This is a genomic window from Shewanella sp. DAU305 (assembly GCF_026802235.1).
Classification (GTDB): domain Bacteria; phylum Pseudomonadota; class Gammaproteobacteria; order Enterobacterales; family Shewanellaceae; genus Shewanella; species Shewanella baltica.
Genome location: NZ_CP113808.1, coordinates 3,934,275 through 3,947,414, shown reverse-complemented (window position 1 = coordinate 3,947,414; position 13,140 = coordinate 3,934,275). Strand labels below are relative to the sequence as shown.

9 protein-coding genes and 1 riboswitch are annotated in these 13,140 nt (G+C 47.0%); of the genes, 4 read left to right on the top strand and 5 right to left on the bottom strand.

The window, feature by feature from the left end:
• Positions 1–94: 94 nt before the first annotated feature.
• Positions 95–1,663 (bottom strand): methyl-accepting chemotaxis protein, encoded by a 1,569-nt coding sequence (locus OX890_RS16730; protein ID WP_268649602.1) that lies wholly within the window; start codon positions 1,661–1,663, stop codon positions 95–97.
• A gap of 580 nt (positions 1,664–2,243) precedes the next feature.
• Here OX890_RS16730 and OX890_RS16725 point away from each other — a divergent pair.
• Entirely contained in the window at positions 2,244–3,509 is a 1,266-nt protein-coding gene (locus OX890_RS16725) for an HD-GYP domain-containing protein (RefSeq protein WP_268649601.1), read from the top strand.
• Between the two features lie 195 nt (positions 3,510–3,704).
• Here the strand turns inward: OX890_RS16725 and OX890_RS16720 are convergent, their stop codons facing one another.
• Positions 3,705–5,492 carry an aminopeptidase P family protein gene (locus tag OX890_RS16720; RefSeq protein ID WP_268649600.1) on the bottom strand — a complete coding sequence of 596 codons (1,788 nt, stop codon included), beginning with the start codon at positions 5,490–5,492 and terminating at the stop codon, positions 3,705–3,707.
• A 392-nt stretch (positions 5,493–5,884) separates the two neighbouring features.
• Here OX890_RS16720 and OX890_RS16715 point away from each other — a divergent pair, with 392 nt between their 5' ends.
• Together OX890_RS16715 and OX890_RS16710 are read left to right on the top strand one after the other, a co-directional pair.
• Positions 5,885–6,670 (top strand): ROK family protein, encoded by a 786-nt coding sequence (locus OX890_RS16715; protein WP_268649599.1) that lies wholly within the window; start codon positions 5,885–5,887, stop codon positions 6,668–6,670.
• 311 nt (positions 6,671–6,981) lie between these two features.
• Positions 6,982–7,070: riboswitch (cyclic di-GMP riboswitch) on the top strand.
• 115 nt (positions 7,071–7,185) lie between these two features.
• A complete protein-coding gene (locus tag OX890_RS16710; RefSeq protein WP_268649598.1) occupies positions 7,186–9,792 on the top strand; it encodes a glycosyl hydrolase family 18 protein in 2,607 nt (868 codons plus the stop codon).
• A 96-nt stretch (positions 9,793–9,888) separates the two neighbouring features.
• Here the strand turns inward: OX890_RS16710 and OX890_RS16705 are convergent, their stop codons facing one another.
• Positions 9,889–10,359, bottom strand: coding sequence for an FKBP-type peptidyl-prolyl cis-trans isomerase (locus OX890_RS16705; protein ID WP_012587130.1), 471 nt, complete (start codon positions 10,357–10,359; stop codon positions 9,889–9,891).
• A 234-nt stretch (positions 10,360–10,593) separates the two neighbouring features.
• On the opposite strand from OX890_RS16705, the gene OX890_RS16700 reads away from it, so the two are divergent.
• Complete coding sequence (locus tag OX890_RS16700; protein WP_012587131.1) at positions 10,594–11,949, top strand: short-chain fatty acid transporter; 1,356 nt, start codon at positions 10,594–10,596, stop codon at positions 11,947–11,949.
• Between the two features lie 74 nt (positions 11,950–12,023).
• Here OX890_RS16700 and OX890_RS16695 read toward each other — a convergent pair whose 3' ends face one another.
• Both OX890_RS16695 and OX890_RS16690 read right to left on the bottom strand, forming a co-directional pair.
• Positions 12,024–12,491 carry an Sbal_3080 family lipoprotein gene (locus tag OX890_RS16695; RefSeq protein ID WP_012587132.1) on the bottom strand — a complete coding sequence of 156 codons (468 nt, stop codon included), beginning with the start codon at positions 12,489–12,491 and terminating at the stop codon, positions 12,024–12,026.
• An 81-nt stretch (positions 12,492–12,572) separates the two neighbouring features.
• On the bottom strand, positions 12,573–13,112 hold the full coding sequence (locus OX890_RS16690) for a DUF1294 domain-containing protein (protein WP_126492471.1): 540 nt from the start codon (positions 13,110–13,112) through the stop codon (positions 12,573–12,575).
• Between the last annotated feature and the right edge of the window lie 28 nt (positions 13,113–13,140).

The window sequence follows — 13,140 nt, the reverse complement described above, 5'->3', positions numbered from 1 at the left end:
AGGTTGAGTGACGGCTGGCGGAAAGAACGGGCTAAAATAACGCGATAGAAAAATGCCGCAGTTTTGGCTGCGGCATTTTATATCTTGCTTATGACTAACCGAAGGTGCGTCTCAAGCCGAGGGCTTTCTCGGCATTATGCTTAAGCAGATGGGCGGCATCACCAATCAGATGGGTTGCGGCCAAGTTCTCTGCGCTTGAATGGGTGATGGAGTGTATGTTGCTGGCAATCTCGTTGACCACTTGACGCTGTTGATCCGCTGCGACCGCATTTTGCTGGGCAAAGGTGTGGATATCACTCACTTCTTGGTAAAGGGTATTCACATTGTCGGCGGACAGTTGGATGTCGCTAGCGCAGCGCTCGGCGTGTTGGCGGCTTTGTTCCATTTCTTTGGCCCATGCGTTGAGCATAGTGAACATCTTATCGACACTCTTTGAAATGCTGTTAGTCGACAGTTGGGTTCGGCTCGACAGCGCGCGCACTTCATCGGCGACCACGGCAAACCCACGGCCTTGTTCACCGGCTCGGGCAGCTTCAATGGCCGCATTGAGGGCGAGAAGATTGGTTTGCTCGGCGATGGAGTCAATTTCGCCCATCGCATTAGCAACTTGCTCGGCTTCTTTATTCAATTGATGGGCATTGTTAGCGGCATCGGCAACAGACTTGGCCAGTTGTTCCACTTTTTGAGTGTTGGCCTTCATATTGGCGCTGCTTTTAAGGCAGAGATCGTAGGCGGTATTGATGCTGGTGGACGTGAGATGGGTATTCTGCGCCACTTCTGTGATGGTTGAACTCATTTCTTCCATCGCGCCAGAGAGCTGTTCTAACTGACTTTTCTCTTGATCTAGGCTGACATAGGTTTGCTCGGTCGCGACCACTAATTGATCGGCAATCGCGTGCAATTGATTGGCTTGATCTTGAGTTCGCCCCAGTACGCCATTCATTTTGGCTTGCAGCATGATGAGCTGGAAATCGAGGATAGAAGACGTATCGGCACCCGAGTAGATGTAACGACTGATAGAGTCGTATTTGGTTTGCATTTCAATCAGTTTAGCGGGAATGCGAAAGGCCTCATCGTAGAAAATAGCCAAGTTTAGACTCATCAAAACCGCCCCCGCGATAATCACGCCCCAGCCCCAAAAGTAGCCTGCGATCAGTAAGCCTGTTGAGGCGACAACCGCCGAGAGGATACGTTTTTGCATTAAGCTTAAGGGCTTAGAAATGGATTTATCCAGTTTAAGTCTTTGGTATATCTCATTTGCTTTGCTGACGTAGGCGGCCTGAGGCTGAATACGTACCGATTGATAACCGACAATGGTGCCGTTTTCAGACAATGGCGAGACAAAGGCATCGACCCAATAGAAGCCACCATTTTTACAGCGGTTTTTCACTATGCCTCGCCAAGATTGGCCCGACTTAAGCTTTTCCCACATTTCTTTAAAGGCGGCGCTCGGCATATCGGGATGGCGAACCATGTTGTGGGCACTGCCAATTAACTCTTGGGCGCTATAGCCTGAGACTTCGGCAAAACGGGCATTAACGTATGTGATAACACCGCGAGTGTCGGTGGTGGAAATGAGTTCGTCCTGCGGTGTTAAGCGGATTTCTTGATCTGATCTCTGTGCATTCAGTGTTCTGTTGGCAGACGCGTTACTCTGGCTCATTTAGTGTGTCCATTCAGGGCCGATATGATTCATTGGGGTTCAGGGGCGCGGTGTTAGGCGCTAATTTTCTTGCGCTTACTCTCATTGGGGTAAGCTTGTTATGTGATAAGACTATCATTTTTGTATGGGTATAGGAGAGCGCTTTTTGATGGCTTACCCATGAAAATCAATCGTTCGTTGTATTTATAAGCTATTGCAAAATATAAAATTTTTAAGTAGTGCAAATACAGAATTAAACGAGCGTTTATCCTGCTGAAACGTAAATTTCAGTATTTTGTATAGGGTTATTTTTCCTCAGATAGTGAGTGGATATTAGACGCTCATGTTATCGACTAAATCTGCTCGGCGATATTGGACTAATGTTGTTGATTCAGTTGCCATATCGCGGCATTCATTAGGGCGCTTTATTCGTCTTAGTCTATTCTTTAATGGGCAACAAACTATGGCTTGCTGGGCGTGTGATTTATCTGGCTTTGCCTCAGTTTTGTCATCTTATTCGCACCCTTTAGCTCATTAGCTTAGGTTCGTAAGATCAGCTTCATTAGCTCATAGCGGGAATGCAACATAAGAGGATTTTCCCATGGCGATATCACTTAGACGTGGCGTAGCTAAATTGGCTACCGCGTCCTTGGGGACAGCAGCGGCACTGCCCCATTGGCGACGTTTGATTTTTGAACGTCTATTTGGCTTTCTTGCGCTTCTCTGCGTGCCCGTATATGTCACCAGCGTGTATTTATGTGTCATCGCCGATCTTTGGTCTATGGTGGTATTCGATACGCTGGCTTATCTTTTTTTACTATTTTTGCTGTATTTTCCTAAGCTTGCTGATAGCACGCGTTTTGGCTGTGGCTGCTTCTTGGGGTTTGCTATTGGCGTTGGTTTTTTGATTGCGATAGGTCCATCGGGTGCGGGGTTCTTCTGGTTATTTATCTTTCCGCCATTAGTTGGCATTTTCTTAGGAAGTCGCGCGAGTTTATATGCCCAATATTTGAATGGGCTGAGTCTGGTTCTGATTGGGCTTGCCTATCACTTTGGCTGGTTAAACTGGCCTGATATTCACGGTTACAGTTTGGGTATTTGGGCCGTTGTCGTGGTCAATTTTATTGTAACCAATGCCATGTTGACGCTAACCATCACTTACTTATTAGGTAAGTTGGCGGATTCACTCGATTCAACCTTAGCCTCACGCCAAGCGACTGTATTAGGGTTAGCCAAACTTGCCGAATACAGAGACAACGAAACGGGCGCGCATCTATTACGTATGCGGCAGTATTCAAAAATGCTCGCGGCGCAGCGACTGCAGGCCGACAATCCTCCGGCTGAATTGAACGATGATTTTATTCAAGATATTAGTCTATCGGCCATTTTGCACGACATAGGTAAAGTCGGTATTGCCGATGCTATTCTGCTCAAACCGGGTAAATTAACCCCGCAGGAGTTTGAGCAGATCAAAGCCCACCCTGTGATTGGTGGGCAAGTGTTACGCAGTTTGTTGGAATATGCGCCCCAATGTACTTTTATTCAGATGGGCCAAGATATTGCTTCGGGTCACCATGAAAAGTGGGATGGTAGTGGTTACCCCTTAGGGTTGAAAGGTGAGGATATTCCGCTTTCGGCGCGCATCGTTGCCTTGGTGGATGTCTATGATGCGCTTACTTCGCCGCGATGTTATAAGCAACCCTTTAGTCACCAAGAAGCCATCGATTTAATGATTGAAGGCAAAGGTAAGCATTTCGATCCTGAATTAGTCGATTGTTTTATGGCAATTCATCAGGAGTTTGAAGTGTTATCTAAGGCATCGCTGGATGATGCTTATCAGCCGATGGCGCAGCCCACTATGGTTTAGAGGCTCGTTTTTTTATCATGTTTTGAAAGCATGCTATTGAAATAGGACTAGGCCTTGAAAATACAGTATCAGCGCTAAAAAAAACGCCCAAGGCTTATAGCCTTGGGCGTTTTATTTTGTAGCATATAACGGATGTAGAAGATGATTTAAATGGCGACTCAAATCGCTACTTACCCGCGGGAGTGCTAAATCGCTCTAAATCGCTTTAGTCACTTTCGTTAACCACGCGAGTTCATCACCGGACATCAGCGGCGAAAGTGTATGGAACACTTGCTGATGGTAAGCATTGAACCAGTCGATTTCCCCTTGCGTTAGCAGGCTCTTATCGATAAGGCGGGCATCCATAGGGATCATAGTCAGTGCATCGAACTCATACATCTCACGCTCAGCGCCTTTCAGTGCTTCACAGTGTTGCACTACGACTAAGTTTTCTAAGCGAATGCCAAAACTCTCAGCGCGGTAGTAACCCGGCTCGTTGGAAAGCACCATACCGGGCATCAGTGCGATACCGTTGACATTTTTACCTATGCGCTGCGGACCTTCGTGCACACTTAAAAAGTGACCCACGCCATGGCCTGTGCCGTGGTCGTAATCAAAACCATGTTGCCATAAATACTGACGGGCGAATGCATCGAGCTGCTGGCCTGAAGTACCTTTAGGGAAGCGAGCTTGGTCTAGCGCGATATGACCTTTTAGCACCAGCGTGACCATTTTTTTATGTTCATCAGTCACTTTGCCAATCGCAATAGTACGGGTCACATCTGTAGTGCCATCAATATATTGCGCGCCAGAATCCACTAAGTAGATGCTGTCCATTGTCATCATCGCAGGTGTGCCATTGTTGTGATTGTAATGGCACATGGCGGCATTGGGGCCTGCTGCTGAAATGGTGTCGAAACTTGGCTCGCGATAGCACTCATCTTGCAGGCGGAAGCTTTCTAATTTATCGGCAAGCGTGGCTTCATCGTGCATACGCTTGGCGGCAACTTCGGCATCTAACCATGCAAGGAAGCGACTTACAGCAACGCCATCACGAATGTGACAAGCGCGCATTCCGGCAAGTTCTGAAGGATTTTTCTGTGCTTTAGGTAAAGAAACGGGATCAATTCCAGCAATCAATTTAGCCCCCGCTTCACGGGCGAGATTTTGCGCCCAAGCGTTAGCCGAGTTCGGATCGGCCAGCAGTTTGACGCCCTGCAAACTGGCAAGGGTATCGGCGAGCGTGGCTTCGTCCTTAAAGCTAACGCCTGCACCGACATGCTCCTCAATGCCCTCAGGGAGTTTGCTTAAATCGGTAAATAGCTGCATATCGCCATTAGCGTGGAGTAGGGCACTGCCGAGCACGACAGGCAGACGCGGAATATCGTTACCGCGAATGTTTAATAGCCAGCAGAAAGAATCTAAGGCGGCAATCAAAGCAACGTCCCCACCGGCTTTTTTCACTAAGGCGCCAATTTCAGTACGTTTTTGCAGACTGGTTTTACCGGCACTCTCGTTACTGAATAGCGTGATCGGCGCACTCGATGGTGCGGGGCGATCCTGCCAATGCAAATCGATAGGATTTTGTTCAACCGCTACTAATTCAATTTGGGCTTTGCTTAAGGTCGCTTTGGCATTTTCATACCAAGCTAAAGTATGTAAGCGTGCATCAAAGCCAACGCGAGATCCCGCTGGCAGCGTGTCACATAACCACTCAATTTGTGGCGTGTCGGTCAGGCTTTCATAGCTGAACAGTGCGGCATCCACTTGCAGACGAACTTGAACCGTATAACGGCCGTCGGTAAAGATAGTGGCTTTATCTTTCAATACGATAGCCATACCTGCCGAGCCAGTGAAGTTTGTTGCCCAGTATAAACGTTCGTTATGTTCTGGCACATATTCGCCTAGATACTCGTCGGCGCGGGGAATGATAAAAGCATCGAGATTGACAGAAGATAATTCGCTGCGAATGGCACCGAGGCGGCTGGCAATTGAATGTGACATATGGGCTCCAAGTGAGACTGGCACGCTGTGCGAGTCGGTAGGCAAAGCTTGCCTAAGGATAAATTGGTTTATGTTTATTTGAGTTCTAACCAGCTCGGATTATCGCAAGCCTAACGCGCGAGATGCAAGGGGAGCGAATAAAGGATTTTGTATACAATCGTGAATTTGTGCTGACTGTGATGAGCAAGCTAAGTGTTTTACCCTTAATTTATTTGTGTGATTCTTAGCATAAAACCTGAGTAAAACAAAATGTCAGTCATATTTTTTGTAGACTTGTTCCTTACAAATTAGCGACTTAAGTTTTATTCAATCGCTAACATTTGGACCCTATGCTAACATTTGCCATCTCCGCTCGGGGTCAGAGTGGGGCGCATGTATCAGTGGAGTAAGCGATGCAAATACTAACAATAGATGTGGGCGGTACGACAGCCCTGTTCGAACTTCAGCTCGCGGGACATACAGAACAATATAAAATCCCCACAGGCGAAGGTTTTAAAATTGAAGAGTTAAATAATCAAATCGCTGCGCTTGAACGCGATTACGATTTACAAGATTACCAATTAGCGATTGGCGTACCTGGACTCGTACAAAATAATCGTTTGGTTGCCTGTAAATCGTTACCCGGACTCAATGGTTTGAGTTTTGACACAGTGAAAACCCAAGGCGAGCTTAAGTTTATCTGCAACGATATGGATGCGGGTATGCAAGCCACGTGCGATGCCAAATATGCCTGTGAGTTGTTGGTCATGTGCGGCACTGGGATAGGGATGTCGATTGCGTTTAATGGGCAAGCTTTTACTGGAGCGACAGGGGTGGCAGGGGAGTTGGGCCATTGCCGCGTGATGACAGAATCAGGCGAATTTAGTTTAGAACAACTCGCCAGTGGCGATTCTGTGCGTAGCCGTAACATCACTACTCAGGATGATTTATACCGTGCGGGCAGTTACCTTGGTATGGGGCTGGCGTGGACAGTGAATTTATTTAATCCCAATCGGATTTGGCTCGCGGGTAACATGATGAACAGTGCTCCTTACTACAAAGGCTGCCTCGAAAGCTTAAAGCAAATGGCATTGAGCGCGCCCTTAGCTGAGATGAAAATCAACCGCGTCGATGATATGGAAACCTTAGTGTGCAGAGGTTTATCTGTGATGCTCGCAAGGGATTATCCACGCGTATAAGGATCATAGATGCTGTTTGCTTATGATTTTGAATTATTAGAGTTCAGCGGCTCAGCCCTAGCAATTTAAGCAGTATTCGCAGCATAAATAGTGAAATTGATAACAGGACAGGTGATGCCTTTGGCTTATCGTGTCCTGTTTTTTATGGCTAAAATAGTCAGCAAACCCTTAATTATCAAAGTAAATATTAGAAATAGTTGAACTGTATTTAATTGCTTTCTTATCAGACCACTACCTTAGTTGATAATATTTTGTTGCATTTTTATTGCGCTTACGTCTATGCTGATTATCGCAATGACAACGTTGTCATTGCGTGTAAAAGGCAAACCAGTTGAAAAACTGGGACGCAAAGCCTCCGGTCTAAGGGTTCGTCTGTACCTATGATAGCGGGGATACCACAGGTTTTTCTTCGTGCAATTGTCAGTCGTGTTGCATGGTCTTAAGAGAGTGTTGTTTCCTGTCTACGCTTTGTTTGCCTTATTGATTCATATAAAAAAATTCAATAGGGATATCTCATGTTCAAGACTCAAATTTCAACATCAGCCTTGCTGGTGGCATCGGCGCTGGCATCTACCGTGAGTGTCAGTGCATTTGCCGCAGCGCCCGGCAAACCGACTATAGGTTGGGGCGAAACCAAGTTCGCTATTATCGAAGTTAATCAAGCCGCTACGGCTTACAATCAGTTGGTGACCATTAAAGATGCTGCCGACGTGTCCGTCAGCTGGAACCTTTGGAGTGGTGATGTGGGCAATAAAGCCCAAGTGCTGCTCAACGGTAATGTAGCTTGGGAAGGCCCCTCAGGCGCTTCGGGCACCGCTAACTTTAAGGTGAACAAAGGCGGCCGTTATCAGATGCAAGTGCAACTGTGTAACAGCGATGGTTGTACGGCGAGCGATGCCAAAGAAATCCTCGTGGCCGATACCGATGGCAGCCATTTAGTGCCACTCAATGCTCCGCTTAAAGAAAACAATCGTCCATACGTTAACAAGTCGGGCAAAGTGGTCGGCAGTTACTTTGTAGAATGGGGCGTGTATGGCCGTAAGTTCCCTGTCGATAAAATCCCAGCACAGAACTTAACTCATATTTTATATGGCTTTACCCCTATTTGCGGTGGTGATGGCATTAACGATAGCTTGAAAGAAATCGACGGCAGTTTCCAAGCGTTGCAACGTGCCTGTAGTGGCCGTGAAGATTTTAAAGTCGCTATCCATGATCCTTGGGCGGCGGTCCAAATGCCACAGGCGGGCGTGAGTGACTACTCCGATCCCTACAAAGGCAACTTCGGCCAATTGATGGCGTTGAAGCAAGCCCACCCCGATCTAAAGATTTTGCCTTCGGTCGGTGGCTGGACGTTATCTGATCCCTTTTTCTACTTTGGCGATAAAACTAAGCGCGATACCTTTGTCGCATCGGTGAAGGAATTCCTGCAAACGTGGAAGTTCTTTGATGGTGTCGACATTGATTGGGAATATCCAGGTGGTGGCGGTGCGAATCCAAACTTAGGTAATGCCAATGACGGTGAAACCTATGTAACCCTGATGCGTGAACTGCGATCCATGCTCGACGAGTTAAGTGCTGAGACGGGTCGTACCTATGAACTGACTTCCGCAATTGGTATCGATGCTCAAAAAATGGCAAAGGTCGATTATCAGGCTGCTCAGCAGTACATGGATTACATCTTCTTGATGAGTTACGACTTCAATGGCGGTTGGACAAATACTGAACTCGGTCATCAAACCAATCTTTATGAGGCGAGTTGGGATCCTGATACTCGCTACACCACAGACAAGGGTATTAAAGCTCTGTTAACTCAAGGTGTTACCCCAGGAAAAATTGTGGTTGGTGCCGCTATGTACGGCCGCGGCTGGACAGGCGTGAATGGCTACACGGGCAATAACCCATTCACAGGGACAGCGACGGGCAAAGTGAAAGGCACATGGGAAGATGGCATAGTGGATTATCGCCAGATAGTGAACGAATACATGGGGAGCGGTTGGACTTACAGCTATGATGAAACGGCCGAGGCGCCATCATTGTTCAAGGCATCAACGGGTGATTTAATCACTTTCGATGATGCTCGTTCCGTTAAAGCTAAGGGCCAATATGTGCTTGCCAATCAGTTAGGTGGTTTATTTGCATGGGAAATTGATGCCGATAACGGCGATATTCTAAATGCGATGCACGAAGGTTTAGGTCATGGCGAAGGAACTACGCCACCGGTGAATAAAGCGCCAATTGCTAATGCGGGCGCGGATGTGAATGTCACAGGTCCCGCCGATGTGGTGCTCAATGGTAGCGGTTCGCGTGATCCTGAAAATGAGGCGCTAACGTATCTTTGGGCTCAAGTGTCTGGCCCAACGATTGCCATCACAAACGCCGATATGGCGAATGCGGCGATTCAATTGGCTGCAACGCAAACTGATGTTGCCTATAGTTTTAGTCTTAAAGTCACTGATCCAGAAGGGTTATCTGCTACAGATTCAGTGACAGTGACCAATAAGGCGGATACTCCGAACCAAGCTCCCGTGGTGAGTGTAGCTGCCACTGCAACAGTGGAAGCGGGTAAAACTGTTAGCATAATGGCGAGTGCCTCTGATGCCGACGGTGATGCCTTAACTTACGCTTGGACTGTGCCCGCTGGCGTGTCGGCAACCGGACAAAATAGTGCCACCTTAGTGGTCACTGGGCCTAATGTCACCGAAGCGACCAGCTATGGTTTGAGCGTGCTGGTTTCCGATGGTGCCTTGGATGCGAGCGCATCGACGAATCTCACCGTGACGCCAAAAGTGATCGGTGGTGGTTGTGATGCAACCGATCCTAATGCCGGTAACTATCCTGCTTGGCAAGCCAGTGTGGTGTACAACACGGGCGATACTGTGAGTCACAGTCAGTTGGTATGGAAAGCGAAGTACTGGACGCAGGGCAATACGCCATCCCGCACCGCTGATCAATGGCAGCTACTCAGCCAAGTTGATCTCGGTTGGGATGCGGGTGTGGTGTATAACGGCGGTCAAACCACCAGCTATAACGGTCGTGTGTGGAAGGCGAGTTACTGGACTAAAGGTGATGTACCAGGCGTTGCGGCGGTATGGGTTGATATTGGCGCAGCAAGCTGTCCTTAATCATCCAACATACTAATATTATTTGAGTTATAGAGAAAAAAGCCCTGCGATAATGCAGGGCTTTTTATGACGCAATTAGGCTCATTGAAGACAGATTTAATCAATCTTAAGCAGTTCTACATCAAAAATGAGCACTGAACCACCGCCAATCTTGCCCGTGCTGCTGTTGCCGTAGGCGAGTTCACTCGGGATAAAGAAACGCACTTTATCGCCAACGACCATAAGTTGTACGCCCTCGGTCCAACCTTTAATCACCCGATTAAGCGGAAATGCGATAGGCTCTCCGCGATCAACCGAACTATCAAACACAGTACCGTCGATCAAAGTGCCATGGTAATGCACTGTCACTGTATCGCTGGCTTTAGGATGAACTGTGCCATCGCCCTTAGTTAACACTTGATATTGCAAACCCGAAGCTGTGGTGATGACACCTTCTTTGGTTTTGTTTTGCGTTAAAAATTCATTGCCTAAACGGATATTCTCTTGTGCGGCTTTTTGGCCGTTCATCGAGGTAAAAAAGTAAAAAATCACCCCAGCAATCACAGCAACGGCAAGTAACATTTTCATATAAAGAGCACCTTAGTTAATTTTCGCCATATTATCAGTTTTTTAGCTTGAGATGCTATTGGCACTCGCACCTGCGTTGAGCGGGATATCTGTTGCTACCACTTCAAGGCGTTAAAAATCCCCTCAAGACTTTATCCCGCTTTAGAGATCGCTTAATCTGTGGGCTTAAGACTCAATAAAAATTCAATAAAAACAGATAAAAACTAGAATTTAGATAATAAACAAGGAAAGTCTATGTTAAACAAAGCGGCAAAACCTTTGGTCAAACTCGTCGACCGATATCTACCCGATCCCTATATTTTCGTCCTTTTACTCACCTTAGTGGTGTTAATTGCAGCTGTGGTCGCAGAACACAAAACTCCGCTGGAAGTCATCAATTATTGGGGCGATGGCTTTTGGACCTTGCTGAGTTTTTCGATGCAGATGCTGTTAGTGCTGGTGGCGGGATTCATGCTGGCAAGCTCGCCGCCGATTAAAAAGCTGCTCGATGCGATTGCAGGATTCGCTAAATCGGCACCGCAAGCCATTATTTTAGTAACCTTGGTTTCACTGGCCGCCAGTTGGGTTAACTGGGGATTCGGGCTAGTGGTGGGCGCGTTATTTGCCAAAGCCTTAGCGCGTAAAGTGAAAGTGGATTATCGGCTGCTGGTCGCCAGCGCCTATTCTGGCTTTGTGGTTTGGCATGGTGGGCTTGCGGGTTCTATCCCATTAACCATAGCAACGGCGGGGCATTTCTCTGAAGCACAAATTGGCATTATCCCCACCAGTGAAACCATTTTCGCGAGCTTTAACTTACTGTTAGTGGCGATTCTGTTTGTGGTTATGCCCTTAGTGAATCGTTTTATGCTGCCTGAAGACAAGGACAGCATTTATGTCGACCCAAGCGCCCTTGACGACAAAGGCAGCGAACCCGCAGCTTCGGCGCTGGAGCTTAACCCTGCCAATGTGAGCGAGCGTCAGCCTGAAAACCGTCCTGCGGATAAGTTAGAAAATAGCCGCTTACTCGGCTGGAGTGTCGGTGGCGCTGGGCTTGTGTACTTAGGCTATTACTTTTGGGTACAGGGCGGCAGCTTAAACCTTAACTTAGTGAACTTCTTATTCTTGTTTCTCGCCATCCTCTTACATCAAACGCCACGCAGTTTATTAACCAGCTTGAATGAGGCCATTAAGGGCGGCGCAGGGATTGTGATCCAATTCCCTTTCTATGCGGGCATTATGGCGGTGATGGTGCAGTCGGGTTTAGCCCAAAGTATTTCGGAAGGTTTTGTGGCCATAGCCAGTGCCGAGAGCCTGCCATTTTGGAGCTTTATTAGCGCGGGAATTGTGAATATTTTTGTGCCATCGGGTGGTGGTCAGTGGGCCGTGCAGGCGCCGATTATGTTACCCGCTGCCGAAGCCTTGGGTGCCGATGTTGCTCGGGTAGCTATGGCCGTAGCTTGGGGTGATGCCTGGACTAACTTGATTCAACCTTTCTGGGCACTGCCCGTGCTGGCAATTGCGGGCTTAAAAGCACGGGATATTATGGGTTTTTGTTTAATGCAGCTGATGATCACAGGCGTGATTATCAGTATCGCGTTGAGCTGGTTTTAAAGATAATAAACAGTGCAAAACTAAACAGGGTAATTCTATGATTACCCTGTTTTTTAGTTAAGGTTTCAATGATATTAATCGCTTGAACCATTTACTTTTTTTGTTGCTTCATCAGCAGTGATTTGACCAAATAGAGCTGACATCATATAGCTAATACGATTCGCAGCATTACCAAACTTACTCGGGTTCGCAGTATAGGGTACTTGAAACTTAACACTGCCAACTCTTTGGCCATTCTGAAATGCGTTAATTTCAGCGCTTTTTAAATATAATGCCAAGTCCCAAGTCCAATTACCTTCATATTCTAATGTGAGTTTATTTAAATCATGTTTAGAACCATCAGGCTGCACTGTGTAGGTGTAATTATTTGCTTTTAGCCATGTCTCCATTGTTTCTTGGAAGCCGTCACGTGTTTCTTTATCCTTAATAATGACTATTTCTACATTGTTAGTATTTGTTTCTATTGGTTTTGCTGTATAGCGAGGTGCGGCACAACCCGATAGTATTGCAACACCCAAAACTGCAACTAAAAATTTTTTCATAATTTAACCTTTGTTTTTATATTAAAATAAGTTAAAGCGTTTTAGTGACAAACTTTAGATTTTCATAGAATCCATAGCTTGCTAGATAAACATATCTACGGCGCCGGTTTTTATGCCATAACCCAGCACGGTTAAGTTAGCGACAACGGTGAGCCAGAAGACGTTTCTAAATGAGGCTTTAACTGACTTGTGCCTTAACACGTTTTGGGCAAACAGGGCGCCGGGCCAACCGCCCATGAGCGCCAGCAGATGCAAAGTGCTTTCTTTAGTGCGCCATTTACCGCGTTTTGCGGCGGATTTATCGATAGCGTAGGCGATAAAGGTTAGCAGGCTCAGTGTGAGGTACATACCCGCAATGCCGTAGGGCAACATATGTTGCTGCGCTGCGCCGATTAAACCAGCAAGAAAAATCACCACCAATAACAGTGGCATAAGGCTTGAGCCTGAAGCGGCTGCATTGGATTTTTGAGTGCGACTACTTTGGGCGCGATTGTTTGTTTGGGCACGATTATTTGAAGTGCGACTGTTCTGAGCGCGATTGTTTTGTGGTCGACTCTTTTGAGCACGATTTGTTTGAGGTGAAGCGCTGTTGCCCGTTTTGGCCGGTTTTTTGTTCGTCATTATCTGGTATCAATCTCGTGTCAGTGTT

Coding starts and splice junctions, on each gene's coding strand:
- OX890_RS16730 (WP_268649602.1), bottom strand. CDS start 1,663: ATGAGCCAGAGTAACGCGTCTGCCAACAGAACACTGAATGCACAGAGA.
- OX890_RS16725 (WP_268649601.1), top strand. CDS start 2,244: ATGGCGATATCACTTAGACGTGGCGTAGCTAAATTGGCTACCGCGTCC.
- OX890_RS16720 (WP_268649600.1), bottom strand. CDS start 5,492: ATGTCACATTCAATTGCCAGCCGCCTCGGTGCCATTCGCAGCGAATTA.
- OX890_RS16715 (WP_268649599.1), top strand. CDS start 5,885: ATGCAAATACTAACAATAGATGTGGGCGGTACGACAGCCCTGTTCGAA.
- OX890_RS16710 (WP_268649598.1), top strand. CDS start 7,186: ATGTTCAAGACTCAAATTTCAACATCAGCCTTGCTGGTGGCATCGGCG.
- OX890_RS16705 (WP_012587130.1), bottom strand. CDS start 10,359: ATGAAAATGTTACTTGCCGTTGCTGTGATTGCTGGGGTGATTTTTTAC.
- OX890_RS16700 (WP_012587131.1), top strand. CDS start 10,594: ATGTTAAACAAAGCGGCAAAACCTTTGGTCAAACTCGTCGACCGATAT.
- OX890_RS16695 (WP_012587132.1), bottom strand. CDS start 12,491: ATGAAAAAATTTTTAGTTGCAGTTTTGGGTGTTGCAATACTATCGGGT.
- OX890_RS16690 (WP_126492471.1), bottom strand. CDS start 13,112: ATGACGAACAAAAAACCGGCCAAAACGGGCAACAGCGCTTCACCTCAA.